At 67.9% G+C, this 25,676-nt stretch carries 31 protein-coding genes and 1 tRNA gene; 18 read left to right on the forward strand and 14 right to left on the reverse strand.

The annotated features are described in order from the left end of the window. Window positions 1-36: 36 nt before the first annotated feature. On the forward strand, window positions 37-441 hold the full coding sequence (msrB, locus tag D514_RS24510) for a peptide-methionine (R)-S-oxide reductase MsrB (RefSeq protein WP_017828933.1): 405 nt from the start codon (window positions 37-39) through the stop codon (window positions 439-441). Further along, window positions 438-1,013, forward strand: a complete 576-nt coding sequence (locus D514_RS24515) for a nitroreductase family protein (RefSeq protein ID WP_017828934.1) — start codon at window positions 438-440, stop codon at window positions 1,011-1,013. The genes msrB and D514_RS24515 overlap by 4 nt, the downstream gene beginning before the upstream one ends. A gap of 4 nt (window positions 1,014-1,017) precedes the next feature. Here the strand turns inward: D514_RS24515 and D514_RS24520 are convergent, their stop codons facing one another. After that, window positions 1,018-1,929: a DMT family transporter gene (locus tag D514_RS24520; RefSeq protein ID WP_017828935.1), complete on the reverse strand. Its 912-nt coding sequence runs from the start codon at window positions 1,927-1,929 to the stop codon at window positions 1,018-1,020. A gap of 102 nt (window positions 1,930-2,031) precedes the next feature. On the opposite strand from D514_RS24520, the gene D514_RS24525 reads away from it, so the two are divergent. From D514_RS24525 to D514_RS24545, 5 genes are all read left to right on the forward strand, one after another. After that, the gene (locus D514_RS24525) at window positions 2,032-2,658 is read left to right on the forward strand and encodes an SOS response-associated peptidase family protein (protein WP_017828936.1); all 627 of its coding nucleotides are present in this window, start codon (window positions 2,032-2,034) and stop codon (window positions 2,656-2,658) included. Between the two features lie 95 nt (window positions 2,659-2,753). Beyond that, window positions 2,754-3,665 (forward strand): ABC transporter ATP-binding protein, encoded by a 912-nt coding sequence (locus D514_RS24530; RefSeq protein ID WP_017828937.1) that lies wholly within the window; start codon window positions 2,754-2,756, stop codon window positions 3,663-3,665. Next, entirely contained in the window at window positions 3,662-4,477 is an 816-nt protein-coding gene (locus D514_RS24535) for an ABC transporter permease (RefSeq protein ID WP_017828938.1), read from the forward strand. The genes D514_RS24530 and D514_RS24535 overlap by 4 nt, the downstream gene beginning before the upstream one ends. A 9-nt stretch (window positions 4,478-4,486) precedes the next feature. Then, window positions 4,487-5,761 (forward strand): sensor histidine kinase, encoded by a 1,275-nt coding sequence (locus D514_RS24540; protein ID WP_017828939.1) that lies wholly within the window; start codon window positions 4,487-4,489, stop codon window positions 5,759-5,761. Continuing rightward, window positions 5,758-6,483, forward strand: coding sequence for a response regulator transcription factor (locus tag D514_RS24545; RefSeq protein WP_017828940.1), 726 nt, complete (start codon window positions 5,758-5,760; stop codon window positions 6,481-6,483). Before D514_RS24540 ends, D514_RS24545 begins: the two co-directional genes overlap by 4 nt. On the opposite strand, the gene D514_RS24550 is transcribed toward D514_RS24545, so the two are convergent. Both D514_RS24550 and ppk2 read right to left on the reverse strand, forming a co-directional pair. After that, a complete protein-coding gene (locus tag D514_RS24550) occupies window positions 6,446-7,399 on the reverse strand; it encodes an aldo/keto reductase (protein ID WP_017828941.1) in 954 nt (317 codons plus the stop codon). The genes D514_RS24545 and D514_RS24550 overlap by 38 nt on opposite strands. After that, window positions 7,377-8,297 (reverse strand): polyphosphate kinase 2, encoded by a 921-nt coding sequence (gene ppk2 / locus D514_RS24555; RefSeq protein ID WP_017828942.1) that lies wholly within the window; start codon window positions 8,295-8,297, stop codon window positions 7,377-7,379. Before ppk2 ends, D514_RS24550 begins: the two co-directional genes overlap by 23 nt. 233 nt (window positions 8,298-8,530) lie before the next feature. Here ppk2 and D514_RS24560 point away from each other — a divergent pair, with 233 nt between their 5' ends. After that, on the forward strand, window positions 8,531-8,854 hold the full coding sequence (locus D514_RS24560; protein WP_017828943.1) for a hypothetical protein: 324 nt from the start codon (window positions 8,531-8,533) through the stop codon (window positions 8,852-8,854). A gap of 35 nt (window positions 8,855-8,889) precedes the next feature. On the opposite strand, the gene D514_RS24565 is transcribed toward D514_RS24560, so the two are convergent. Next, a complete protein-coding gene (locus tag D514_RS24565) occupies window positions 8,890-9,168 on the reverse strand; it encodes a hypothetical protein (protein WP_017828944.1) in 279 nt (92 codons plus the stop codon). Between the two features lie 160 nt (window positions 9,169-9,328). Between D514_RS24565 and D514_RS38850 the strand changes: the two genes are divergently transcribed. The 6 genes from D514_RS38850 to D514_RS24595 all read left to right on the forward strand — a co-directional run bounded on the left by D514_RS38850 (window position 9,329) and on the right by D514_RS24595 (window position 12,387). After that, entirely contained in the window at window positions 9,329-9,553 is a 225-nt protein-coding gene (locus D514_RS38850) for a hypothetical protein (RefSeq protein ID WP_017828945.1), read from the forward strand. Between the two features lie 109 nt (window positions 9,554-9,662). Continuing rightward, window positions 9,663-9,938, forward strand: a complete 276-nt coding sequence (locus tag D514_RS24575) for a hypothetical protein (protein WP_017828946.1) — start codon at window positions 9,663-9,665, stop codon at window positions 9,936-9,938. A 106-nt stretch (window positions 9,939-10,044) separates the two neighbouring features. Further along, window positions 10,045-10,335 (forward strand): hypothetical protein, encoded by a 291-nt coding sequence (locus tag D514_RS24580; RefSeq protein ID WP_017828947.1) that lies wholly within the window; start codon window positions 10,045-10,047, stop codon window positions 10,333-10,335. Beyond that, on the forward strand, window positions 10,335-11,624 hold the full coding sequence (locus D514_RS24585; RefSeq protein ID WP_017828948.1) for a putative T7SS-secreted protein: 1,290 nt from the start codon (window positions 10,335-10,337) through the stop codon (window positions 11,622-11,624). Before D514_RS24580 ends, D514_RS24585 begins: the two co-directional genes overlap by 1 nt. Further along, window positions 11,621-12,106: a hypothetical protein gene (locus D514_RS24590; protein WP_144052948.1), complete on the forward strand. Its 486-nt coding sequence runs from the start codon at window positions 11,621-11,623 to the stop codon at window positions 12,104-12,106. Before D514_RS24585 ends, D514_RS24590 begins: the two co-directional genes overlap by 4 nt. Beyond that, on the forward strand, window positions 12,103-12,387 hold the full coding sequence (locus D514_RS24595; RefSeq protein WP_017828950.1) for a WXG100 family type VII secretion target: 285 nt from the start codon (window positions 12,103-12,105) through the stop codon (window positions 12,385-12,387). Before D514_RS24590 ends, D514_RS24595 begins: the two co-directional genes overlap by 4 nt. Before the next feature lie 163 nt (window positions 12,388-12,550). On the opposite strand, the gene D514_RS24600 is transcribed toward D514_RS24595, so the two are convergent. Next, window positions 12,551-12,626, reverse strand: a tRNA-Thr gene (locus tag D514_RS24600). Between the two features lie 45 nt (window positions 12,627-12,671). Beyond that, complete coding sequence (locus tag D514_RS24605) at window positions 12,672-13,511, reverse strand: thioredoxin domain-containing protein (RefSeq protein WP_306300791.1); 840 nt, start codon at window positions 13,509-13,511, stop codon at window positions 12,672-12,674. Window positions 13,512-13,846: 335 nt separating this feature from the next. Between D514_RS24605 and D514_RS24610 the strand changes: the two genes are divergently transcribed. Both D514_RS24610 and D514_RS24615 read left to right on the forward strand, forming a co-directional pair. Beyond that, a complete protein-coding gene (locus D514_RS24610; RefSeq protein ID WP_017828952.1) occupies window positions 13,847-14,950 on the forward strand; it encodes an ABC transporter ATP-binding protein in 1,104 nt (367 codons plus the stop codon). An 84-nt stretch (window positions 14,951-15,034) separates the two neighbouring features. Continuing rightward, entirely contained in the window at window positions 15,035-16,339 is a 1,305-nt protein-coding gene (locus D514_RS24615; RefSeq protein ID WP_017828953.1) for a DUF4032 domain-containing protein, read from the forward strand. A 12-nt stretch (window positions 16,340-16,351) separates the two neighbouring features. On the opposite strand, the gene D514_RS24620 is transcribed toward D514_RS24615, so the two are convergent. From D514_RS24620 to D514_RS24640, 5 genes are all read right to left on the reverse strand, one after another. Next, on the reverse strand, window positions 16,352-16,993 hold the full coding sequence (locus tag D514_RS24620; protein WP_017828954.1) for an NAD(P)-dependent oxidoreductase: 642 nt from the start codon (window positions 16,991-16,993) through the stop codon (window positions 16,352-16,354). Between the two features lie 22 nt (window positions 16,994-17,015). Continuing rightward, window positions 17,016-18,029 (reverse strand): 23S rRNA (guanosine(2251)-2'-O)-methyltransferase RlmB, encoded by a 1,014-nt coding sequence (gene rlmB / locus D514_RS24625; protein WP_017828955.1) that lies wholly within the window; start codon window positions 18,027-18,029, stop codon window positions 17,016-17,018. After that, window positions 18,022-19,422, reverse strand: a complete 1,401-nt coding sequence (cysS, locus tag D514_RS24630) for a cysteine--tRNA ligase (protein ID WP_017828956.1) — start codon at window positions 19,420-19,422, stop codon at window positions 18,022-18,024. Before cysS ends, rlmB begins: the two co-directional genes overlap by 8 nt. After that, complete coding sequence (locus D514_RS24635) at window positions 19,419-20,654, reverse strand: bifunctional 2-C-methyl-D-erythritol 4-phosphate cytidylyltransferase/2-C-methyl-D-erythritol 2,4-cyclodiphosphate synthase (protein ID WP_017828957.1); 1,236 nt, start codon at window positions 20,652-20,654, stop codon at window positions 19,419-19,421. The genes cysS and D514_RS24635 overlap by 4 nt, the downstream gene beginning before the upstream one ends. A 70-nt stretch (window positions 20,655-20,724) precedes the next feature. Further along, window positions 20,725-21,207 (reverse strand): CarD family transcriptional regulator, encoded by a 483-nt coding sequence (locus tag D514_RS24640; protein ID WP_017201416.1) that lies wholly within the window; start codon window positions 21,205-21,207, stop codon window positions 20,725-20,727. Window positions 21,208-21,344: 137 nt separating this feature from the next. On the opposite strand from D514_RS24640, the gene D514_RS24645 reads away from it, so the two are divergent. Beyond that, window positions 21,345-21,884, forward strand: coding sequence for a hypothetical protein (locus tag D514_RS24645; RefSeq protein ID WP_017828958.1), 540 nt, complete (start codon window positions 21,345-21,347; stop codon window positions 21,882-21,884). Window positions 21,885-21,971: 87 nt separating this feature from the next. Here the strand turns inward: D514_RS24645 and D514_RS24650 are convergent, their stop codons facing one another. Together D514_RS24650 and D514_RS24655 are read right to left on the reverse strand one after the other, a co-directional pair. Beyond that, window positions 21,972-22,655: a response regulator transcription factor gene (locus tag D514_RS24650; protein WP_017828959.1), complete on the reverse strand. Its 684-nt coding sequence runs from the start codon at window positions 22,653-22,655 to the stop codon at window positions 21,972-21,974. Next, the gene (locus D514_RS24655) at window positions 22,652-23,875 is read right to left on the reverse strand and encodes a cell wall metabolism sensor histidine kinase WalK (RefSeq protein WP_031205564.1); all 1,224 of its coding nucleotides are present in this window, start codon (window positions 23,873-23,875) and stop codon (window positions 22,652-22,654) included. The genes D514_RS24650 and D514_RS24655 overlap by 4 nt, the downstream gene beginning before the upstream one ends. A 216-nt stretch (window positions 23,876-24,091) precedes the next feature. On the opposite strand from D514_RS24655, the gene phoU reads away from it, so the two are divergent. Beyond that, entirely contained in the window at window positions 24,092-24,802 is a 711-nt protein-coding gene (gene phoU / locus D514_RS24660; RefSeq protein ID WP_017828961.1) for a phosphate signaling complex protein PhoU, read from the forward strand. Between the two features lie 73 nt (window positions 24,803-24,875). Here phoU and D514_RS24665 read toward each other — a convergent pair whose 3' ends face one another. Next, window positions 24,876-25,625, reverse strand: coding sequence for a phosphoglyceromutase (locus D514_RS24665; protein ID WP_017828962.1), 750 nt, complete (start codon window positions 25,623-25,625; stop codon window positions 24,876-24,878). Window positions 25,626-25,676 lie beyond the last annotated feature (51 nt).

Raw genomic sequence — 25,676 nt, forward strand, 5'->3', positions numbered from 1 at the left:
CGCGCGGGGGAGAATGGAGACGACTCAGGAGGACACATGTCGTACAGCGTGGACAAGACCGAAGACGAATGGCGCGAAGAGCTCGGCGAGGAGCAGTACGCCGTGCTGAGGCAGGCCGCGACCGAACGGGCCTGGACCGGTGAGCTGCTCGATGAGGAGCGCGCTGGACTCTATACGTGCGGCGCCTGCAACGCCGAGCTCTTCAAGAGCGGCACGAAGTTCGACTCCGGATGCGGATGGCCCAGCTTCTACGAGTCGATCCGCCCCGATGCGGTCGAGCTCATCGAAGACGACAGCCTCGGGATGGTGCGCACCGAGGTGCGCTGCGCCAACTGCGGGTCGCACCTCGGCCACGTGTTCCCCGACGGCTTCGGAACGCCGACGGGCGACCGCTACTGCATGAACTCGATCGCACTGAACTTCACCCCCGACGCGTCGTGAGCGCCCTCGACGCTGTCCGGGCACGGCAGTCCTGGTCGAAGGTCGAAGACACGGCGCCGACCCGCGAGGAGCTGCTGACGTTCGTCGCTGCGGCCGGCCGCGTCGCCGACCACTCGTCGCTGCGGCCCTGGCGGGTGATCGAGCTGCGCGGCGCGGATCGCGAGGTGCTGGGCGCGGCGATCGCGAAGGCCCAGGGAGATTCCTCGCCCTCGTCGAAGCCGCTTCGCGCTCCGCTGCTCATCGCCGTCGTCGCGAGCTACCGCAAGAGCGAGAAGGTACCCCGGTGGGAGCAGGAGGCGGTCGCGTCCGGTGTCGCGCACGTGTTGAGTCTTCTGCTCGACGAGGCCGGGTGGGGCGTCATCTGGCGCACGGGCCACTACACGCGTGCGAAGGCGGTGGCCAAGGCCCACGGCCTCGGCAAGAACGAGGAGCTCCTCGGCTGGCTCTACGTGGGTGGCAAACCCGAAGGCAAGAAGCCCGGCCGGCGCAAGAGCGTCGATGCCCGCAAGCTCCTCACGCGCCTGCCCGCGGCGAGCACCGAGAAGGCGAAGAAGAAGAAGAAGAAGAAGTAGCGCCTCAGCGTCGACGCCGCCACGGCACGGCCACGACCACCGACCCGACGGCGACCACGACCATCGCGAGCACCTGCCAGAGCGCGGGTCCCGCCGCCGGCGGCCACAGGAGGTCGATCACGACCGACGTGACCAACTGCCCGAGCACCGATCCCAGGCCCATCAGCAGCACACCCGTCTGGGCCACGATGAAGGTACCGAGCAGGATGTACGCGGCACCCAGGAAGCCTCCGAGGTAGAGCCAGGGCTCCCCCGGCAGCGCCGCAGGTGCGCCGCGGAACGCGACGCTCACGCCCGACGCGAGCGCGAGGACCACGGTACCGGCGATGAAGCTCATCAGCGTCGCGGCCAGCGGCGAGCGCGCGCGCTGCGCCAGCCGCCCGTTGGTCGCCGCCTGCCACGCGATGCCGACGCCCGCTGCGAACGGCAGCAGCAGCATCCACAGCGGTGCGGAGGCGAGCACATCGCCGGAGAGCGAGATGCCGACCGCCGCGAGCGCGAGCAGACCGCCGAGGACCCGACCGGGAGTGACCGCGACGACACCGGCCGGGCCGAAGCCGATCCGATCGAGCACGAGACCGTGCACCGTCTGCCCGGCCACCACGCCGACGGTGAACAGCGAGACGCCGAGCACCCCCGCCGTGAGTCCCTGGGTGGAGACGGTGAGCGCGCCGCAGGCGCCCCCGAGCAGCATCCAGAACGGGATCGTCTGCTGCCGGATGCCGTCGCGGAGTCTCCCCACTCCTCGTCGGGCCGAGGGGAGACAGATGATCACGACTGCGAGCACCAGGAGGCCCACGGAGAAGGAGACGAAGCCGGCGACGATCCCATCGTCGACACGCACTCCGAGCACTCCGTTGATCCGCGCCTGGATCGCCGTCATCACCCCGATCGCCACCGCACCGCCCAGTGCCACCGGGGCGGGAAGTCGACGGGGCTCTGGCACCTGTCGACCCTACCCGAGCCCGTGGGCGCTCTCGTCCCTGCGGATGTCGGAGCCCGGCGCTACGCTGGCGGCATGTGCGCGAGCTACGGTCTCGATCCCCGATTCACCGATGCGGAGCTCCTCGCCGCCGCCGACAACGCGGTGCTCGAGGGCCTGCGGGTGTGGGCCCGCGAGAATGCGGGTGAGACCGTCCGCCCCACGGGCAAGAACCTGCGCAATCTCAATCCCCTGGTCGTGCAGCCCGATGCCGCGCCGACCCTGGAGCCCGCGTGGTGGGGCTTCCTCGTGAACGGCGAGCCGGCGAAGTTCCCCTCGATCAACACCCGCTCCGAACGCCTTCAGGAGCGTCCAGGAGGGGCGAAGTCGAGAGCGATCGTGCCGGCGACGAGCTGGTACGAGATGCAGAAGCCCTCTCGCCAGTGGAACGAGTTCATCGTCGACGACGGCACGCTGTTCGGTATGGCCGCGGTCACCCAGCGCGGGCGCACCGCCGATGGCGAGTGGTTCACGTGCTACTCGATCGTGATGCGCCCCGCCCCGGCACACCTCGTCGATCTGCACGATCGGATGCCGCTGCTGCTCCCCGCCTCGCTGAGCCACGACTGGCTGACCGCGCCGGTGTCGAGGGAGATCATCGACGAGGCGGTCCTCGCCTCCGACGAGATGGCCGCGCGCGTGCAGGCACGTCCTCGCCCCTGAGGTGCGGATGTCCGCCGGTGGGCGGACCCGCTCTCCGGCAGATGTGTACCTGAGGAGGACGCGCGATACCGGGGTCGCTCCGTAACGTTGTCCTCATGATCACAGCAGAAGGCCTCACCAAGAGATTCGGAGACAAGACCGCCGTCGATGATGTGTCGTTCACGGTCAAGCCGGGCAGCGTCACCGGATTCCTGGGCCCGAACGGCGCCGGGAAGTCGACCACCATGCGGATGATCGTCGGCCTCGACCGGCCGACGTCCGGCCGCGCCGCCATCGCGGGCCGTGAGTACCGCAAGCTGCGCGCACCGCTCACCGAGGTCGGGGTGCTCCTCGACGCGAAGGCGGTGCACACCGGCCGCACCGCGCGCAACCACCTCCGTGCGATGGCTGCGACCCACGGCATCCCCTCCTCTCGCGTCGACGAAGTGATCGACCTCGCCGGCATCGGGTCGGTGGCCCGCAAGCGTGCAGGCGGGTTCTCGCTCGGCATGGGCCAGCGCCTCGGTATCGCCTCGGCGCTGCTCGGCGACCCGCACACGCTGATCCTCGACGAGCCGGTCAACGGCCTCGACCCCGAGGGCGTCCGCTGGGTCCGCCAGTTCGTCCGCCACGCCGCCTCCGAGGGGCGCACCGTGCTTCTCTCGAGCCACCTGATGAGCGAGATGGCGCAGACCGCCGATCACGTCATCGTGATGGGACGGGGCCGCGTGCTCGCGGATGCGCCGCTCCCCGAACTCGTGCGCTCGTGGACCCGCAACACGGTCAGGGTGCGCACTCCCCGCCCGGCCGATCTGGCCGCGGCCGTCAGCGGACCCGATGTCGAGATCGTGAGCTCGGCTCCCGACCTGCTCGACATCGTGGGGCTGCCTGCAGCGCGCATCGGCGACCTCGCTGCGGACCGCGGCATTGCGCTGCACGAACTCACCCCGACCACCGGTTCGCTCGAAGACGCCTACCTCGCCCTCACCGGCGACTCCGTCGAGTACCGCACCAAGGAGATCTCATGACCACGACACAGGCCCCCGCCGCCACACGGCCGCGCGTGGACACCGGTCGAAAGCTGACGTTCGTGCGCGCGCTGCGCGGTGAATGGATCAAGCTCGCCACCCTACGCTCGACCTGGTGGTCGATCGGGATCGCCGCTGCTCTGACCGTGGGGATCGCGGTTCTCATCGCCCAGGCCCTCGACATGCCGGACTTCGAGCCGATCCAGGCCGTCATCATGCCCATCCAGTTCACCATGCTGCTCGCCGGCATCATCGGTGCGATCTCGGTCACCGGCGAGTACTCGACCGGAATGATCCGCTCGACCCTGACGGCGAACCCTGTTCGCGGATCAGTGCTGGCGGCGAAGTCGACCGTGCTGGCCATCTTCATGTTCCTGTCGTCGCTGGTGATCTTCGCCATCGCAGCCCTCGCCGTCACCCTCATCGTGGCGCCGCGGGATCAGAGCATCGACTGGTCTGACCCGTCGGCCTCGATCCTGCCGATCGTCGTGGCCTCGCTGTCCATGGCCGTCTTCGCCCTCATCGGCGTCTCGTTCGGGTTCATCCTGCGTTCGGGGGCCGGAGCCATCGCCGCGACCGTCGGTGTGCTGTTCGTGCTGCCGATCGTCGCGAGCTTCTTCTCCTTCGCCGGGGAGGCATGGGCGTGGGTCATCGAGGCCTCGTCTTACCTCCCGGTGGCGGCTGCGCAAGCCGCGATCATGCCCAGTGAGACGGCGGCTCTCGATGCACCCACCGCGTTCCTGACGCTGGGCTGCTGGGTCGCCGGTGGCGCCCTGGTCGCGTGGGGCGTGCTGCGCACGCGCGACGCGTAAAGTCGGCCTGTGAGCAGAACGCGAAGCCGCAGCGACTCGATCCGTGAGGACGAGGAGCTGCGGCTTCCGCGTGCCCCTGGCCTGTTCCGACGCTTCTGGGCGCGCCACCCGCTGTTCGCCGACATCCTGCTCGCCCTGATCTGCCTGTTCCTGTCGCTCGCACCGGCCGCGCCCTACCCCGACACATCGGTCCCGGAGGGCACCTACATCGCCCTCAACATCGCGACGGTGGCGATGGTCGCGATCGGGTGCAGCACCCTTATCTGGCGCCGTCGAGCACCGCTGGGCCCCTTCCTCGCTGCGGTGATCCTGGGGACTGTCGGTCTGTTCACGGGCATGTCCGGCGGCATCGTCCTCCTGCTCGTCGCCTGCTACGGCGTCGCGGTGTATCGCTCGGCCCGCCTGGCCTGGATCTGCTACGGGATCGGCGCAGCATGGTTCCTCGGCTTCACCACAGTGCTCATGCTGACCGGAGCGACCGTGCTCCAGGTCGGCCTCGACACCGCACTCGGCTACGTCGCGCTCGGTCTCATCGGCACACTCGTCGGAGTCAACGTGGGTGAACGCAAGCGCTACCTCCTCGCCATCATCGACCGCTCACGCCAGCTCCTGATCGAACGCGACCAGCAGGCACAGATCGCAGCCGCATCCGAACGCGCCCGCATCGCCCGGGAGATGCATGACATCGTCTCCCACTCGCTCACCGTCATCGTCGCCCTCTCCGAAGGCGCGGCCGCGACACCGGACCGGGAGCAGGCACGCAAGGCCGCGGCATCCGCCGCCGACACCGCCAGAGGTGCGCTCACCGAGATGCGCTCGATGCTCGGTGTGCTGCGCGACGACGAGTCCCCGTTGCCGCTGGCCCCGATGCAGCCCGTACCCGCGCGGGACACCGTGGAGACCGCGCAACGAGCCGGCTACCCGGCGACGCTCACCGTCGTCGGGCAGGCGGAGGTCTCCCCCGCCGTCGCGCATGCGATCGGAAGGATCGTCCAGGAGGGGGTGACCAACGCGATGCGTCATGCCCCCACCGCGAAGACCATCGCGGTGCGACTGGAGTACACGACCGCGACGGTCACGATCGAGATCCTGAACGACGGCGTCACAGGCGAGGTCGGGTCGGACGGATTCGGAGTACGCGGACTGTCCGAGCGCGCTGCGCACGTTCACGGAACGGTGCGGTCGGCACCTGCGGGCGGGGGACGATGGGTTCTGCGGGCCGTGCTCCCCACCTCGGGAACCGCGCCCGCCGCGCGACGAGAGACGATGGAGGACGACGGATGACGGATGCGATCAGGGTGCTGCTGGTGGATGACCAGGAGCTCATCCGAGTCGGGTTCCGGATGGTGCTCGACGCCGAGGACGACATCGTGGTGGTCGGCGAGGCCGGCGACGGCAGGGCGGCCATCGCGCAGACCGCGCTGCTCGCCCCCGACCTGGTGCTCATGGACATCCGGATGCCGGAGCTGGACGGCATCGCCGCCACCGAGGCGATCGTCCGCGACCACCCGCAGACCAAGGTGCTCGTTCTGACCACGTTCGATCTCGACGAGTACGCGTTCGGTGCGATTCGCGCGGGCGCGAGTGGATTCCTGTTGAAGGACGCGCAGCGCCACGAGATGATCTCCGCCGTGCGCGCCGTGCACCGCGGGGATGCAGCGCTCTCCCCTCGGGTCACGAGAGCGCTGATGGAGCATGTGACACCCCGACTCGGCGCGACATCTTCCGCCGCTCCGGCCGCCGAGGAGAGCGCCGCACTCGAATCGCTCACCGATCGCGAGCGCGACGTGTTCCTGGCGATCGGCCGAGGCCTCACCAACGCGGAGATCGCCCAGACTCTCTATGTCGGCGAGTCCACGGTGAAGACGCACGTCGGTCGCGTGCTCGCGAAACTCCAAGCCCGCGACAGGATCCACGCCGTCATCTTGGCGCATAGGCACGGACTCGTCGGCGACGAGCGAGGCGAGCTCAGGTCCGGGCCGGAGTCCACTCCGAGACCTGGTTGAGCCTGTGCACCTCGTCGTCCGAGAGCTCGAGGCGGGCACCGGCGAGGAGATCGGGGACTTGGTCCACGTTGCGCGCACTCGCGATCGGTGCGACGACGGTCGGCTGCGCGCGGAGCCAGGCGAGTGAGGTCGCAGCGATAGAGGCGTCATGCACGTCGCCGATCTCCTGGAGCGCATCGATGACCCGCAGCCCCGCAGGCGTCGCGTAGTTCGCCGCTCCGTGGGCCCGCGGCGAGCTCTGCCCTTCGACATCCGTCGAGCGGTACTTGCCGGTGAGGAAGCCGCTCGCCAGCGAGTAGTACGGGACGAGACCGAGCCCGAACTCCTCGGCGACCGGGATGATCGTGTCCTCCACCTCGTTGCGGTGCACGAGGTTGTAATGCGGCTGCACAGCGACCGGCAGCGCGGCACCGGTGCGACGGGCGATCTCGATCCACTCGCGGATGCGATCGGCGGAGTAGTTCGATACGGCGATGTGCCGCACCAGACCGTCTTCGACGAGCTGACCGAACGCGGCGACGGTCTCCTCCAGCGGAACCGTCTCATCGTCGAAGTGCGCGTAGTAGAGGTCGATCTCGTCGACGCCCAGGCGCGCCAGCGAGGCTTCGGCGGCCTTTCGGACGTTCGACGCGGCAAGACCGCGGAACTTCGGGTGCTGGCTCACCTTGGTCGCGACGACCACCCCTGCGGGCCTGCGAGAAGCCAGCCATTCACCGACGATCGTCTCACTCTCCCCGCCCTCGTTCCCCGGCGCCCAGGAGCTGTACGAGTCAGCGGTGTCGATGAAGTCGCCACCGCCGTCCACGAACGCGTCGAGAACCGCGAAGGAGGTGTCACGGTCGGCCGTCCAGCCGAACACGTTGCCGCCGAGCGAGAGCGGGAGGACGTCGAGATCACTGGTGCCGATGCGAGTCATGAGGGGGACAACCTCCGAGTCCACCCCTCGCATTCCCGGATGCCCTCCTGTTGCGACCCGCAGGCATCACTGCGTCGGCCTCTCCCCCCTCGTGGTGGATCTGCGAGGGGCGCCCCACGAGCCGCGGATCAGGGGCGTGAGCGATCAACGGATCCTTGCCCGGGTAGTCGAACCGCGAGAGGACGCACCTCATCGCTTCCAGCCGCGCGCGCCTCTTGTCGTTGGACGCGATGACGATCCACGGGAGGGCGGGGGTGTCGGTCTGGACGAACATCGCCTCCTCCGCTGCGATGTACTCGTCCCAGCGGTCGACGCTCGCAAGGTCGGTCGGGCTGAGCTTCCACTGCGCGACGGCGTCTTCGCCCCGGCGCGCGAACCGGCGCCGCTGCTCCGCCTCATCTATCGAGAACCACAGCTTCACGAGGCGGATGCCCGAGCCGACGAGCATGCGCTCGAACTCCGGCACGGTCTGGATGAATTCCTCGTACTCGGCGGATGAGCAGTAGCCCATGACCCGCTCGACACCGGCGCGGTTGTACCAGGAGCGATCCATCATCACGATCTCGCCACCGGAGGGCAGATGCGCGACGTAGCGCTGGAAGTACCACTGCGTCCGCTCGGTATCGCTGGGTTTGTCGAGTGCCACGACACGGGCGCCCCGGGGGTTCAGATGCTCCATGAAGCGCGTGATCGCGCCTCCTTTGCCCGCCGCGTCTCTTCCCTCGAACAGGATGAGCACGCGTTCGGACGAGCGCGTGATGTGCGCTTGGAGTTTGAGGAGTTCGATCTGCAGCAGGCGCTTCTCGCGTACGTACGCCTCCCGCGTGAGCGCGGTCTCATACGGGTCGCCCCTCTGCTGTTCCGGCCTGGGCCGCTCCGACTCCGGTGAGCTGCTCATGACGTACCCCTCCCCTGGCGCTCCATGGACCACGCCCACCAAGGGGCAAGCGCAGGTGGCCGTGGCGGGGAGTCGACCACCTGCGCAGTCATCCACCCGGTGACACGACGTCGTACCCACCAGGAAACTCAACGTTTAGTAACATATCACCCTCTAGCGCGATACTCCGATATGCTCTTTCGCCATCACGGCCTGGCGCGGAAAGTGCGCGCGGTGGCGGCTATGGTGCAGAGATGGGAACGATCCAGTACGGCAACGGCGAGGAGATCCATATCGAGGACCGCGCGCTCGCGCATCTGAAGGTGGTCATCGCCACCAAGTTGCGACGCAACGAGAGCTTCACCCTGTCGTGGCGTCATCCCGACGGCGATCCGCTAGGACGCTCGACGATCTGGCTGCACCCCTCGATTCCGCTCCGCTTCACCTTCGACGAGCCAGAGGCACCCCCCTTGAACCCGTCGTGGATTCAGGACCTCATGCAGTCGGCGAGCTCGACGGGCGGAATCAGCCTCATCGACGAGGTCGTCGACACACCAGAACCGGTCTCAGCGAACTGACTCCGCCGAGAGCACGGATCAGAGACGCGTGAGTCTCAGCTCGTCCGCCATACGGAGAGCAGCTGCCACCCCTCGGGCACCTGCGACTCGAGGGCAGCCATGTCGTCGCCTTCGATCTCACGGATACCGTCACGACGCAGGAACTTGCCTTCGACCGAGCGCATCGATCCTGCTTTCTCCATCGTCGCCATCGCCGAGACGAGGTCCCATCCGGCGGGAGCCTGAGCGGTGAGCTGCGCGCGAACCTCGGCGAGATCTTCGCCCTTCAGCGTCACGCTGTGGGCCTCGACAGGGCGAATCAGTCCGTGGAGCATCACACCAGCCTAGGACGAGGGAGGGGCGGATGTTTCGTTCACTCCCCCGCACCCCTGCTCTCCGAAGCACCGGAGGAGTGCTACCGCCCCCACTCGCCTGCGCTGGAGGACGAGTCGCTGCTGGATCAGCGACGGGGTCGGCTCCGCATCAGGCTCGCTCATGCGCAGAGCCTACGACCTGCGCGGCGGGGGCATACCGGACAAAATCGCCGACGACGGACAAGCCCGGTCCGAGCTCTGCCTGCAGATCTGCCACGAGCTGCTCGCCCTCAGCGATCCATGTGCGTCCGATCTGTGGATCTGGCCATCGCATTTCAGTGACCGGATCCAGCACGGTCTCCCATACCTGATTCCACTCCCGGAGCCGCTGTCGCAGCTCAGCTGAGACCACAAACCTCTCCGGTATCCGGTCACCTCCGAACCACTCCGGGTACAGCAGAAACGTGTTCATACGCTCTTCAGGAGTCATCCCCCGAGGACCTGGGTTCGCCAGCATGCAGTCACAGGCTCGATCGATCCTCGAGGCCGCGAAGCACGGCCCGCTGCAGTCGCTCACCGATCGCGAGATGGACGTGCGCGAGCAGCCGATGACGATCTACCCACGCCCGAAGCGCGTCCGGGCATGGGTCCGGTTTGGGCCCGAGGCGGTGCGCGTCGATGCGAAGCTCGTGCGCTCCACCCCCCTCGCCGCCGGCATCGAGTTCCGCGCCGGCGAGCAGACGTTCCAATGTTGGGTGTGGAGGAACGCCGTCAGGCTCTACGGCGAGTGACGGGCAGCCTTCGCCGCTCATTCCGATATTCCGTGAGCGATGTCGCGATTGACGAGGTGCACGGTTATGGTGATCCGGCAGCCGGGGGGCTCGATGGAGGGCAGCGATGTCACAGGACTATGAGATCGACACAGACGTGTTGCGGGCGATGGCCACGAAGGCGCGACGAACCGTCGTAGACCTCCGCTCGTCGGAGATCACCGAACCTGGCGATGCGGGTCACGAGTGGGTCGTCACGGCGGCGGCGGAATTCAGCGCGGCATGGGCCAAGGGGCTGACCGCTCGAGTGACCGACACCGGTGATTTCGCGGAACGGTTGGACACGACTGCACGCGTGTTCGACGAGGGCACCGACGCGGCGAAGACCGAGGTCGACGCGATGATCTGGGACCAGTGATGGAGCTCGGTCAAACTCAGTCGCCGATCGATCTCATCCCAGGCTCAGCTGGTGAGGTGCGTGCAACGGCCGAAGCGTGGAAGGCCCGCGGCGTCGCGGCAACGCAAGTGCGGGACGGCCTCACGAAGTTGGACGACGGCGGCACCTCGAAAGGCGAGGCATACGACGCCTACCTCGAGCGCTTCGACCGACAGCTGCTGCACTGGAAGAACGCCGGCGACTGGCTTCAGGCTGGCGCGGGCGCCCTCTTCACCTGGGCGGACGCGTTGGAGTGGGCACAGGACGAAGCCGCCCGCGCGATTACGCTTTGGAATGAGGCCGAGCAACAGGCCGCTGCGGCCCTTGTCGCGCACCGTGCCCAGATGCGCGAGCTGAGAGTCGGACAGGGGCTGCGACAACCCGAAGTCGATGTGCCGTTCGTTGATCCTTCTGGGCCCGCGCACGAAGAAGCGCGCGAGGTGTTGTTCAACGCTCGGGCAACGCTCGAGGTATGCGCGCGGGACTGCGCGACCCGGCTGGACGAGGCGGCAGACGCAGCACGGATGCCGTTGACCGATGCGGAAGCGGCGATCGCGTCACAGAACGCCGTGACCGAGGTGCTTTTCAACATCGCCGTCGTGCAGCCGTTCCAGGCCACGATGAACATGCTCGCCGTATCCGCGCAAACACTGTGGGAACACCCCGACATCATCCTCGAACTCCTCGGCGGGGCCGCGACCTTCATCGGAGGAGCCGCACTCGCCGTCGGCGGCGGAGGCTTGACGGTGACCGGAGTTGGCGCCCTCGCCGGAGCTCCGGCCCTGGCCGCCGCTGGCGTCGGCGTCGCTGGAGTCGGTGCAGGACTCATCGGCGACGCAACGGGTCGATGGTTCCGAGAATCTGACGGCGTGACCGACCGTCGCCCCGGCGTAGATCTCGGCAACGGGCGCGACTACGAAGGCAAGTTTGCCAAGGGGCAGAGCGACAAGCCCTGGGTCGACAAAGAGAAGGTTGGACTCGACAAACACGCAGATGAGAACCATGTCGAGGTGATTCGATCCAAGGCCAAAGTCGACTACGAAGGCTCCCCCCAGAACGGCCGCTCCTACGATGGGTATGTCAAGAACAACGACGGCCCCAACACGTACACAGGTATCGAAGTGAAATCCGGAAACGCTATCGATCGATACGGTCCGAACAGCACGCAATGGCAGTTCGATGAAGCCGTGCGGAACGGCACCCCTGCACATGGAAAACTGAATGACGAAGACATCATCGTTACGAGAGTTGAGACCGAGGTAGTACCGTGACTTTTCAGCCCACCCACGGCCAGGCGTCACCGTCGGGGCTTTACGGCTTCATCACCGACGGTTACCGCCCGATACCCGACCACCTTCGTTTGATGCTGGGTCAGCTGGACGGCGACGAGAAGTGCACCTACATCATCTGGCGAGCGGCGCACCCGGAACGACGATATGTCACCCCAGGCGACGTGACTGACTCGTTCATGCAGGCCGCAGGCTCTTCCGAGGGCATTACCGTCGAGGTGCGTCTCCCCGGACCGGATGGGGAGAGCCACCTGTACACGGTCGGTCGGCCCGAACCTTCCGATGGGACGACGACGCTCATCCCAATCAGCCCGACCCGTGCAGTGCGCGTGTTCTCGAACGAGGTGTTCACCGCCGACGAAGCCGCGGTCATCTTCTACACGTACTACCTCACTGACACGGTTTCGCAGCCGTACGTGCTCCGCGAACTCGACCTCTCCCAGGAGCTCTCGGAAGAGCGATGAAGGTCGCCGTCAACCACGATGCAGTCACCGACACGGTCGCACGACTCGCGCTCACGGTGCGCGCCTTCGAGCACGAGCTCGACACCCTCGATGCTGAGGCGAAGAAGCTGCAGGCCGCGTGGAGTGGTGACGCGCAGGACGCCTACGAACGCGCCCACCGCGACTGGTCCGCTGCAATACACGGAATGAAGGCATTGCTCGCCGAAGCCAACCGCCGGCTCATCACCGCCAACGCGATCTCCATGGAAACGGCCTCCGCCGCCGCCCGTGTCTGGATCTGACGAATCGGCGTCGACGACATGACGTAGGGTCGCCGCCACGTGCGGACGATTCGCGACCGGTTGCCCGGAAACAGAGTGTGCAAGACCTGGGCAGCACTCCTCCCCTGGATACGACGAAGGCCCGCATCCCCAGTATTTCCAAGGGGATGCGGGCCATCGTGTGTGGAGCCGACTACGGGACTCGAACCCGTAACCCCCGTATTACAAGTACGGTGCGCTACCAATTGCGCCAAGTCGGCGGATGCCACCCACCAGCTTAGCGATGGCATCGACCCCGCTTCGACCTAGGGGGCGGGCGTGGTGGTCGGTGTGGGAGTCGGCGTCGGCGTGGCACGCGAGGCATCGCTCGCGACGCTGAGCACGAACTGCGAGAACTCGGCCGGATCGTCGAGCGCTCCGACGTACGCTTCGCCATTCGCGACGACCATCGGGGCCGACTGCAGGACCAGGTCCTTGGAGCCCGCGAGCGGTCCGTCCAGCGCGCGCGTGGTCGCATCCTTCGCCCAGCTGACGAAGTCGCCGTTCTCGATGCACGACCGCACGGCCTTGGTGTTATCGGTGCCGACGGCCGCAGCGAGGTTCGCGAGCTCTTCGTCGGACATGCCGTCGCTGCCGACCTCGGGCTGGTTGTCCAGCAGGTCGTGATTGAACGCGTAGAACTGTGCGGGCGAGTGCGTGGCGACGCAGGCGGCCGCGGCCGCCGAGCGCAGCGAATACTTGGTGCCGTTCGAGCTCGCGGTGAGCAGAGCGACCGGGTGGTAGCTGACGGTCACGGCGCCCTCGCTGATCCAGCCGGCGAACTGACGCGCGTTCGCCCGCTCGAACTTCCCCGCGTCCGGCGAGAGGTAGTCGACGTAGACGTGGATGTCGACCTTCTCAGAGGTGGTCGCCTTGGGAGTCGGCTCGGTCGACGCACCCGCATCGGTCGGTTCTGCGGACGGTGTCGCGGGGACCTCGTCGGATCCGGCGACCGCGGTGATGTCGGTGACGACCACGCCGTCCGACTCCATCCCCGTCGGGGTGAGCTTGGGCTTGGACACCTGGGCGGACACCGCAAGGGTCACCGCAGTGCCGATCGCCCCCACCGCGACGACCGCGACGGCGCCGATGATGATACGTCGCATGAGGCGCGCCCTCGACTGCTGGGCGTGCACTTGCTGAGCCTTCTCCCGCACGGCCTCGCGAGAATTGCGAGGTGTGGGGACGTTCGGCGTTTCGTCGCTCGACATCGTTCCTCTTGTGAGTCTGCGGGGGTCCGGGTTGGCCCCGACCGCCGCTCAGCGACGATCGCCGCTGCGCGCGGCCGAGTTCGATGCTAACCAGTGAGGCTGAGAAATACCCAGGTACAGCCGTTCATGTCATACTGATTTCGACCCAAAGACGGGTCACGGTGACTCATATCACCGCTTCATCACTACGGATCGTCCGGCACGTACCTGCCGGTGAAGGAGAAACGACAATGGCATCTGTGACTTTCGACGAAGCCACCCGCCTGTACCCCGGTGGAACCCGTCCGGCCGTCGACAAGCTGAACCTCGAGGTCGGTGACGGCGAGTTCCTCGTCCTCGTCGGTCCTTCCGGTTGCGGTAAGTCCACGTCCCTGCGCATGCTCGCCGGCCTCGAAGAGGTCAACGCCGGCCGCATCCTCATCGGCGACCGCGACGTGACCGACGTCCCGCCGAAGGACCGCGACATCGCGATGGTCTTCCAGAACTACGCGCTGTACCCGCACATGACCGTCGCCGAGAACATGGGCTTCGCCCTCAAGATCGCCGGTGTCGGCAAGGAAGAGCGTGCCTCCCGCGTGCTCGAGGCTGCGAAGCTCCTCGACCTCGAGCCTTACCTGACCCGCAAGCCGAAGGCCCTCTCGGGTGGTCAGCGTCAGCGTGTCGCCATGGGCCGTGCGATCGTCCGCCAGCCGCAGGTGTTCCTCATGGACGAGCCGCTGTCGAACCTCGACGCCAAGCTCCGCGTCCAGACCCGTACGCAGATCGCGTCGCTGCAGCGTCGTCTCGGCGTCACCACGGTCTACGTCACCCACGACCAGACCGAGGCGCTGACCATGGGTGACCGCATCGCGGTTCTCAAGGACGGCCTGCTCCAGCAGGTCGGCTCCCCGCGCGACCTCTACGAGAAGCCGAACAACGTCTTCGTGGCCGGCTTCATCGGCTCGCCCGCGATGAACCTGTTCTCGGCGGACCTCGCCGAGGGCGGCATCCGCTTCGGCACCGAGGTGGTCCCGCTCGACCGCGACACCGTCGGCCGCGCGAACGGTTCGCAGGTCACGGTCGGCGTGCGCCCGGAGGACATCGTCGTCGGCCCCGCCGATGGCAAGGGCCTCTCGGTCACGGTCGACCTCGTCGAAGAGCTCGGCGCTGACGGCTACCTCTACGGGCACACCGAGATCAACGGCAAGCGCGCCGACCTCGTCGCTCGCGTCGATGGTCGCAACCACCCGAACGCGGGTGAGACGGTCACGCTCGCAGCTTCGGCCGGCCACGTGCACGCGTTCGACATCGAGTCGGGCGAGCGTCTGAACGACAAGCCGGTCGTCTCCGCCTGATCGGATCCACAGACGCGGCGCAGGCTGACTTCGGTCGCCTGCGCCGCGTCTCTTTTTCCTCTTCGCACGCAACCAGGGAGCACCATGCAGGATTCGCTGCGGATCACCGCCAGCAAGATCGATCCGGGGTTGCTCTCCCTCCCCTGGTCCACCACGTTGGCGAAGTGGCCGTCCGAGCACATCGTCTCGCTCCCGAAGGGGCTCTCCCGCCACCTCGTGCGCTTCGCCGACCTCTCCGGTCGCGTCGTCGCCGTCAAGGAGACCACCGCGGAGATGGCGCAGCGCGAGTACGACATGCTCGGCAACCTCGCCCGACTCGATGTGCCCTGCGTCGACCGGGTGGCCGTGATCGCCGGGCGCACCGACACGCATGGCGACCCGCTCCCCGCCGCGCTGGTCACCTCGCACCTGCGCTTCTCGATGCCGTACCGTGCTCTGTTCACACGGGTCCTGCGCCCGGACACCGCCAACCGTCTGGTGGACGCGCTCGCGCTGCTGCTCGTACGCCTGCACAACGTGGGCTTCTACTGGGGTGACGTCTCACTGTCGAATACCCTGTTCCGTCGGGACGCCGGCGCATTCGCCGCCTATCTCGTCGATGCGGAGACGGGAGAGCTGCACGAGGAGGGGCTCACCGACGGCCAGCGCGCCTACGACCTCGATCTCGCCCGCACCAACATCGCCGGCGAGATCATGGACCTCGCCGCGGGTGGACGACTCGAGCACGGCGTGGACGCGGTCGCGATCGCCGACGGCATCGTGTCGTCGTATCGGTCGCTGTGGGCAGAGCTGACCGCGCAGGAATCGTTCTCCGCCGCCGAGACCTGGCGCATCACCGAACGTGTCGAGCGTCTCAACGCCCTCGGCTTCGACATCGACGAGATGTCGATGTCGACGACGGCCGACGGCACCGTGGTGGAGATCCAGCCGAAGGTCGTGGATGCCGGACATCATCAGCGCCGTCTCATCCGCCTGACCGGCCTCGACGTCGAGGAGAACCAGGCACGGCGTCTGCTCAACGACCTCGACGAGTTCCGGGCCCGCTCGACGAAGCAGTGGGCGGACGAGGAGATGTACGCCCACGAGTGGCTGACCCGAGTGTTCGAGCCGGTCGTGCGTGCGATCCCCTACGAGCTGCGTGCCAAACTCGAGCCGGCCGAGGTGTTCCACCAGGTGCTGGAGCACCGCTGGTACCTGTCCCAGGCGGAAGGACGCTCCATCCCGCTCGCCGAGGTGCTCACCAGCTACATCAACGAGGTGCTGCGGCATCGGCGCGACGAAGCCACCATCATGGGTCCACCCACCGAGACGATGAGTCTTCCCGTCATCACCGGCATGACGCCGGTCGCCGATGATGACGAGGACGTGGACTGGCGGGATCTGGTCTGATCGACCGGCGGCTCAGTAGCCGACGGTGAACCGCTCCCTGTGGTGGTTGCCCTGCTCGATCTCGTCGACCACCGCGACGGCGAAGTCGGCACCCGAGATGTACGACTTGCCTTCGGCGTCGCGGACGATCACGTCGCCGCCGTCCCGGTAGTGACCGGTGCGCTCGCCCTCCGCCCACGGTCCGAAGACCTCGGCGGGGTGGATGAAGAACCAGTCCAGGCCCGCGTCGATCGCCTCGAGGAGCGCCAGCGAGTCGATGCCGACCTGCGCCTCGTGCTTGTACTCCTCCGGGAAGCCCTGATCGAACAGGCGCGGCCCGCCGGGGGCCACGAGGCTCCCGCCGGCACCGCCGACGACGCCGAGACGTGTGTCCGTACCGGCGAGCTGCTCGACGACGTTCGACAGCGCCTCGAGCGCACGGTCGGCCATGTCACCGCGCGGCGAGAGAGCCGAGACCACGGCGTCCGTGCCGACGAACGCGTCCGCGAGCGGCGCCAGGTCGAGAGCGGAGCCCTGCAGATATGCGGCCCCCGCCACCGGATCGGCCGGCGCGGAACGCGAGATCGAGATCACGGCATGGCCACGGCTCACCGCCTCCGTGACGATGTGACGACCGGCGTAACCGGTCCCTCCGAGCACGATGATGCGAGCCATGGTCTGCCTTCCCTCGAACGGTCTAGTTCTTCTTCGCGGCGCGGAGCGACGCGACCTGGTAGAGCGCGACGGAGGTCGCGATGCCGGCGTTCAGCGACTCGGTGGCCGCAGAGATCGGGATCGAGACGATCTGATCGCAGGTCTCGGAGACCAGGCGGGACAGCCCCTTGCCCTCCGAGCCGACGACGATCACGACGGGACGATCGGCGAGCTGAAGTTCGGGGAGCGACACATCGCCGTCGCCGTCGAGGCCGAGCACGAACACGCCCTGCTTCTTGAACTCCTTGAGCTGCGTGGTGAGGTTGGTAGCCAGCGCCACAGGGGTGCGAGCGACGGCTCCGGCACTGGTCTTCCAGGCGGCCGAGTTGACGCCGGCCGAGCGACGCTGGGGAAGGATGATCCCCTGGCCGCCGAACGCCGCGGTGGAGCGGATGATGGCGCCGAGGTTTCGGGGGTCGGTGATGCCGTCGAGCGCCACGAACAGCGGCACTTCGCCGCGGTCGATGACCTGCTCGAGCAGATCCTGCGGGTGCGCGTACTCGTACGGCGGCACCTTGATCGCGACGCCCTGGTGCACACCGTCGAACCCGGCCATGCGGTCGAGCTCCGGACGTGTGACCTCCATCACGGGGATGCCCCGATGCGTGGCGATCGAGAGCATCTCCTTCACGCGGTCGTCCATCTCCACGCGCTGCGCGATGTAGAACGCCGTCGCCGGGATCTTCGCCCGCAGTGCCTCGAGCACCGAGTTGCGACCCGTGACGTTCTCGGTGTCGTCTCCCGCCTTGGCCTTCGGCGCACGGTTGCCACCGCCGCCGGAGCCCGGCCGGCTGCCACCGGGGCGGCCCTTGCCGCCCGTCGCGGCGGCGTAGCGCTCGGCCGCTGCCTTGCGCTTGCCGGCGGGGTGCCACGCGCGGTCCTCCGCCTTCGGCGTCGGTCCCCGACCCTCGAGCGCCTTGCGCCCGAGTCCGCCGGTGCCCTTGGTCGGGCCCTTCTTGTTTCCCTTGCTCGCGCCGGGGCGCCCTGGCTTAGCCATCGATACTCCAATGAGTTCCGGCCGGAGTGTCCTCCAGCGTGATTCCTGCGGCGGCGATCGCATCTCGGATGCGATCCGCCGCCGCCCAGTCCTTGTCAGCGCGTGCCTGAGCGCGCTGGGTGATCATCGTCTGGACGAGGGCGTCCAGAGCGGATTGCGAGGCGTCGGCCTTCGCCCCGGATGTGTGTGTGAGGCCCAGGACCGACGTCATCGCCAGCACGGCGCGCAGCGCGTCGAGCGCGGCGTCGTCCTCCCCCGCGTCCAGCGCCGCGTTTCCCGCACGCACCGTCTCGTGCAGCACGGCGAGCGCCTGGGGCACGCCGAGATCATCGTCCATCGCGGCCGCGAACGCCGCGGGGAGGCTCTGCGACGGCAACGACCCGACGCCGCCTCCGGCGACACGTGCGGCGCGCTGCTGGAACGTGCTGATCCGGCTCAGAGCCGCTTCGGCCTCCGCCCACGACGAATCGCCGAGATCGAGGCTCGACCGGTAGTGAGCGGCGGCGAGCGCGTAGCGCACCACCAGCGGATCGTGCGCGGCCAGCACGTCTGCGGCCAACGTGAAGTTCCCGAGCGACTTCGACATCTTCTGCCCGTCGACGGTGACGAGACCGTTGTGCATCCAGTAGCGCGCGAAGCCGTCACCCGCCGCCGTCGACTGGGCGAGCTCGTTCTCGTGATGGGGGAATCGCAGGTCGAGCCCACCTCCGTGGATGTCGAACTCGGGCCCGAGATAGCGCTTCGACATCGCGGAGCACTCGATGTGCCATCCCGGACGTCCGGCACCCCACGGCGACGACCAGGTGGCGTCTGCCGGCTCTTCGGGCTTGCTGCCCTTCCACAGGGCGAAGTCCTGCGGATTGCGCTTGCCACGGGGGTCGGCGTCCTCCGCGGCTTCCATGGCATCGAGGGATTGATGGGTGAGCGATCCGTAGTCCGGCCAGGAGCGCACATCGAAGTACACGTCTCCCGAACCGTCGGGGGCGGGATATGCGTGACCGCGCTCGATCAGCAGCGCGATGAGCTCCTGCATCTGCGGCACTGATGCCGTGGCTCGCGGCTCGTACGTCGGGGGCAGGATGCCGACCCCCGCATACGCCGCGCTGAACTCCTGCTCCATGCGATACGCGAGCGCCCACCACGGCTCGGAGTCGGTGGCGTTCGCGAGCACCTTGTCGTCGATGTCGGTGACGTTGCGCACGAAGGTGACCCGACCGTGGCGGTATTGCAACCAGCGGCGCAGCAGATCGAAGCTCAAGGCAGCCCTCACGTGCCCGATGTGAGGGCCTGATTGCACCGTGGGTCCGCACACGTACATCGTGATGTTCTCGGGATCGAGAGGCACGAAGTCGCGCAGCTGCTGCGCGCGGGTGTCGTAGAGGCGGACTGTCACCGCTCAAGCCTACTCGCGGACGGCTGAGCGCCCGCCTTCAGATGACGATGACCATCGGGAACCACCGACGCGATGGCCGTCACCGCGATGCCCTCTCCCCGTCCGGGGAACCCGAGCCCGTCCGTGGTCGTCGCCGTCACCGACACCGGAGCGCCCAGGACGGCGGACAGAACCCCTTCGGCCTCGGCCCGACGCGGGCTGAAGCGCGGTCGATTGCCCTGGAGCTGCACCGAGACGTTGCCGATCTCGAACCCGGCTTCGGCCAGCAGCTCACGGGTGCGAGCGAGGAAGACGTCCGCATGCGCGCCGGCGTACTCGGGGTGGGAGGTGCCGAAGTGCTCTCCGATGTCGCCGAGCCCCGCGGCGCCCAGCAGCGCGTCGACGATCGCATGGGCGACGGCGTCTCCGTCCGAATGACCGGAGAGGGGCTGCTCCCCCGGCCACTCGAGGCCGGCGAGCCAGAGGTTCCCCTCGCCCCCGAAGGCGTGGACGTCCGTGCCGATGCCCACCCGGGGGGCGCCGGTCGCCGCGACGCTCGCACCCAGCAGGTGGCGGGCGCGCTGGAGGTCAGCGGGCGTGGTGATCTTGAAGGCGCGTTCCGAACCGGCGATGTACCGCACGGGGTGGCCGGCTGCCGAGAACAGTGCCGCATCATCGGTGTACTCGATCCCGCTGTCGCCGGCGGCAGCGTACGCCGCCTCGAGCGGCCCCCTCGGAAACCCCTGCGGCGTCTGGGCCGCAGCGAGCTCGGAGCGGTCGACAGCCCCGACGACGACCCCGTCCACGACCTTCTTGAGCGTGTCGACGACGGGCAGCGCCGGGATGATGCCCTCCTCTGCCGTCACCGCAGCGGCGACGGCGTCGATCTGCGACGGAGGGGTGAGCGCGCGCGCCGCATCGTGCACCAGCACGATCTCGACGTCGCCCCAGAGCGCGGCGAGACCTGCCGCCACCGACTGCTGCCTGGTCGCACCACCGGTGACCACACGACCGAGATCAGCCCGGTCGCCGGCCGCTGCGCGCAGTTCCGTCTCGGCGTCGCCTTGCCATCCATCGGGGGCGACCACGACGACCTGCGCAGGCGATGCGGCGAAGACGCCGTCGAGCGCGTGGCGGAGGACGGAACGGGCGTCGATGCCGACGAAGGCCTTCGGAGCTTCGGCACCCAGACGCGTGCCGGAGCCTGCAGCCACGACGATGATCGCTGAACGCGGGACAGGGAGGATGGTCACAGCATCACGTTACCGGCGAAGACGACGAAAGGCGGATGCCGAAGCACCCGCCTTTCGTCGTGGAAAGAGCTCAGGAAGCGAGGACCTCGTCGAGCAGTGCGCCCGCCTTGTCCTCGTCGGTCTTCTCGGCGAGCGCGAGCTCGGAGATGAGGATCTGACGAGCCTTCGCCAGCATGCGCTTCTCGCCCGCGGAGAGGCCGCGGTCCTGATCGCGACGCCACAGATCGCGCACGACCTCGCTCACCTTGATCACATCGCCGGAGGCGAGCTTCTCGAGGTTCGCCTTGTACCGGCGCGACCAGTTCGTGGGTTCTTCCGTGAAGGGTGCTCGCAGCACCTCGAAAACATGATCGAGGCCTTCCTTGCCGATGACGTCACGCACGCCGACCAGGTCGACATTCTCCGCGGGGACCTCAATGATGAGATCACCCTGGGTGACGTTGAGCTTCAGGTATTTCTTCGCCTCACCCTTGATGATGCGCTCCTTGACCTCGATGATGGTCGCAGCGCCATGGTGGGGATAGACGACGGTCTCGCCAACCTCAAAAAGCATAAAAACGTGTCCTTTCGGCAACCTCAAGGATACCACAGGGGACATGCGCTAAGGTTCGCGCCCCCGGTGCCGCAGGAGCCCTCACGACTTACGCATAGAATGGATGCGGATATCCCCGCCGGACCTCAGGAGGACCCGTGAAATCGCGCCTTGTTGCGTCTGCAGCCCTCAGCGCCCTCGTTCTGCTCGGCGCGACCGGGTGCACGTTCATCACCCCACAGTCCACCAAGACCGAGTACGCCGCGTCCGACGGCGTGAACGTCTCCGACGCCGACGGCCCGATCGACGTGCGCAACGCCCTCGTGGTGGCCACCGAAGACGGCTCTGTGGGAAATCTCATCGCGGCGTTCGTCAACCCCACCGATGAGAAGGCGACTCTCACGATCACGGTCGCAGGCGTCGACCCGCTCGTCGTCACCGTCCCCGCCGGCGACACGGTGAGCCTGGGCGCCGGTGCCGAACCGCTGCGCATCGTCGGACTCGACACCAAGCCGGGCGCGACGGTGGAGATGCACTTCCAGTCCGGCGACTCCACCGGCGTCAAGACGGAGGTTCCCGTGCTCGACGGAACGCTCCCCTACTACTCGGACCTCGCCCCCTCGGAGAAGACGGCCCCTTCGACGCCGACGCCGACGCCGAAGCCCACCGACACGGCGGCTCCGGCCCCCAGCAACTGACACCTCAGAGCACGAAGACGAAGAGGCCGGCGCCCAGGGGCGCCGGCCTCTTCGCTGTCTCGACGGGCTCTCCGTCCCGTCGGGAGATCAGCCTTCGAAGCGGTATCCCAGACCGCGCACGGTGACGAGCATGACCGGCTCGCTCGGGTTCTCCTCGATGCGCGAGCGGATCCGTTTGATGTGCACGTCGAGCGTCTTGGTGTCGCCGAAGTAGTCGCTCCCCCAGACCCGGTCGATGAGCTGGCCGCGGGTCAGGACGCGCCCGGAGTTGCGCATCAGCACCTCGAGCAGCTCGAACTCCTTCAGCGGCATGTTGATCTGGGCTCCGGCCACGGAGACGGTGTGCCGATCGATGTCGAGCGAGACCCGTCCGCCGTCGAGCACGCGCTCGTCGAGCTCGCTGTCCGCCTGCACGACCCGGCGCAGCACGGCACGCATGCGGGCGAGCAGCTCCCTGGACGAGTATGGCTTCGTGATGTAGTCGTCTGCTCCGAGTTCGAGGCCCACCACGATGTCGACCTCGGAGTCCTTGGCCGTGAGCATGATGATGGGAACGGCGGAGGTCGACCGGATCTGCCGGCACACCTCTGTTCCCGGCATTCCGGGAAGCATCAGGTCGAGCAGCACGATGTCGGCCCCGCGCTCCCGGAAGGCCGCGAGCGCTCCGGGGCCGTCCTCCGCGATCTCCACCTCGTAGCCCTCACGCCGGAGCAGGTACGCGAGCGGGTCGGCGAGGTCGGGCTCGTCTTCGACGAGAAGGATTCGGGTCATGCTCTCTCTCCGTTTCGAACGCGCGCGGATGCGGCGGACTTGGCCGCTTTGCGCGCGCGCTTCTTCTTGCTCTTCTTGCCCGCGTCGAGGTTGTCGGGGGCGTCGATCCGGGGAAGACGGATCGTGAACGTGGATCCGCGGCCCGGACGCGACCACAGCCGCACCTCGCCGCCGTGCCGCTGGGTGGCGTGCTTGACGATGGAGAGCCCGAGCCCGGTCCCGCCCGTGCGCCGGGAACGGGCCTCGTCGGCCCGGTAGAACCGCTCGAAGATGCGCTCGCGATCGGCTTCTGCGATGCCGATCCCCTGGTCGGACACCGCGATCTCGACCACGCCGTCCTCCGCCCGGACGCCGACTCCGACGCGGGAGCCGCGGGGCGAATAGACGATCGCATTGGCGATCAGGTTTCCGACCGCCTCGATCAGGATCTGGGCGTCGCCGCGCACGAAGACGCCGCGGTCCCCTCCCCTGGTGAGCTCGACCTCTGCGGAATCGGCCTGCACGACGTGAGCCTCGATCGAGGAGGCGATCACCTCGTCGATCGCGACCGGGCCGACCTTGGTCAGACCGTCCTCGGCTTGGAGCCGGGACAGGCTCATGATGCGTCCGGTGAGCTGTCCGAGCCGCCCCGCCTCTGCGGAGATGCGCGCGGCGAAGATGCGCACCTGCGCGGGATCGTCGGCCGCGGACTCGATGGCCTCGGCGAGGAGGCTCACCGCGCCGACGGGCGTCTTCAGCTCGTGGCTCGTATTCGCCACGAAGTCACGACGCATCTGATCGAGCCGCTCCTGCTCCGTCACGTCGCGGATGATCAGCAGCACCAGACGCGTGCCGATCACGCTGGCACGGGCCGAGACCAGGCGGGGGTCGAGGCTCAGACCCCCTCGGGTGAGGCGCATCGACTCGGTGGCGGTACCGCCGGCCTCCCTGACACCGCGCACGAGCTGGCGCAGTTCCGGGTTGTCGAGCGTCGAGCCGACATCGATCCCGAACCGGGTCGCCGCCTGCGAGGAGGCGAGTACCAGACCGGAGGTGTCGACGATCGCCGCGGCATCGTCCATGCTGTGCAGGACATCGGTGATGCCGGCGGGAATCGCCAGCGATGTCTCCTCCTGCACGCGGGCCCGCGCCCGGTACGCCCACACCACGAGCAGGGAGAGGCCGACGCCGATCACCAGCCCGATGGCGAGCGAAGACAGCGCGAGCTGCGGCAAGGTCATGACATAAGCGTAGAGTGCGTTCACCGTCCGTCCGGCGGGTTTCCGCGCCCTGGCGGGAACAGGAGAAGTACTATTCACGTGCTGGGCACCGTTCGTTAACCTTCGAAGCAGACAATCGCTTCGGGCTTGTGCGGGAGCACAGACCTGCTCTCGTGCGGACGACCCGCCGTCTCGCGCTGACACAGCCGAGATCCGAATGAAAGGTTGCGCCCCAACATGCGCGAAGTCTTCCACCAGTCCCTCGAGGACCTTCAGAACCGCCTCGTCGAGATCGCCGACCTCGTCACGGTCTCGATCGACAAGGCCACCAGGGCATTCGCCACGAGCGATGTGGCACTGGCCGAGGAGGTCATCGCCGACGACGCCAAGATCGACGAGCTGGCCGTCGCCCTCGATGAGCAGGCGATCGAGATCCTCGCCCGCCAGCAGCCCGTCGCGCGCGATCTGCGCATCGTCGTGACCGCTCTGCGCGTGAGCGCCTCGCTCGAGCGCATGGGGGACATGTCGGAGCACATCGCCCAGCTCGCCCGCCTCCGCTTCCCCGAGCGCGCCATCCCGAAGGGCCTCAAGGGCACCTTCGTGAAGATGGGCGAGCTCGACGTCGAGGTGGCCCGCACGCTCTCCGAGCTGCTGCGCACCCAGGATCTGCGCTTCGCCGACGCCATCCGCAACGCGGACGACGATGTCGACGAACTGCACGCCACCGTCTTCGAGAAGGTGCTCAGCGACAACTGGAAGGGGGAGGCGACGGCGACCGTCGACGCCACGCTCGCCAGCCGCTACCACGAGCGCTTCGCCGACCACGCGGTCGCCGTCGCGAAGAAGGTCGTCTATCTCGCCACCGGTGACTGGGCGGTCGACGAGGAGGACATCCCCCTCGCCGTCGAGCAGCAGGAGCTCGGCCAGCAGGAGTTCGGCCACGCCTGATCGCACCCACGGCAATGCAGAAGCCCCCGGATGCCTTCGCATCGGGGGCTTCTGCATGAGGAGCAGAGGGCTCCTACTTCTTGCCCTGGGCCGCGACCGCGGCGGCACCGGCGGCCGCAGCCTCCGGGTCGAGGTAGCGTCCTGGGCCGGTGGAAACGTTGTTCTCGTCCAGCTCGTAGACCAGCGGGATGCCGGTGGGGATGTTCAGCTCGGCGATGTCGTCGTCGCTGATGCCTTCGAGGTGCTTCACCAGGCCACGCAGCGAGTTGCCGTGCGCCGTGACGAGCACGGTCTTCCCGGCCTCGAGGTCGGGGACGATCGCGCTCTCCCAGTACGGCAGCAGACGGTCGATGACGAGCTTGAGCGACTCGGTGCGCGGCACCTCGCCGTCGATGCCCGCATAGCGGACGTCGTTCACCTGGCTGAACTCGCTCTCGTCGTCGAGCACGGGCGGCGGCACGTCGAACGAGCGGCGCCACAGCTGGAACTGCTCGGGGCCGAACTCCTCGAGCGTCTGCGCCTTGTCCTTGCCCTGGAGCGCACCGTAGTGACGCTCGTTGAGCCGCCACGAGCGGGTCACGGGAATCCACAGACGGTCGGCGGCATCGAGGGCGATGTTCGCCGTCTGGATCGCACGGCTGAGCAACGAGGTGTGCAGCACGTCGGGGAGGATGCCGGACTCGGCCAGCAGCTCGCCGCCGCGGCGCGCCTCCTTCTCGCCCTGCGCGTTGAGGCGGACGTCCACCCAACCGGTGAACAGGTTCAGTTCGTTCCACTCGCTCCGGCCGTGGCGGAGCAGGATGAGGGTGCGCGTCGCAGTCATGCGGCCAGTTTATCCGCCCGGAGCCGAAGCCCGAGTCGGATGCTGGGAGGA

The sequence above is a fragment of the Microbacterium sp. UCD-TDU genome (assembly GCF_000340625.1).
Lineage (GTDB): Bacteria > Actinomycetota > Actinomycetes > Actinomycetales > Microbacteriaceae > Microbacterium > Microbacterium maritypicum.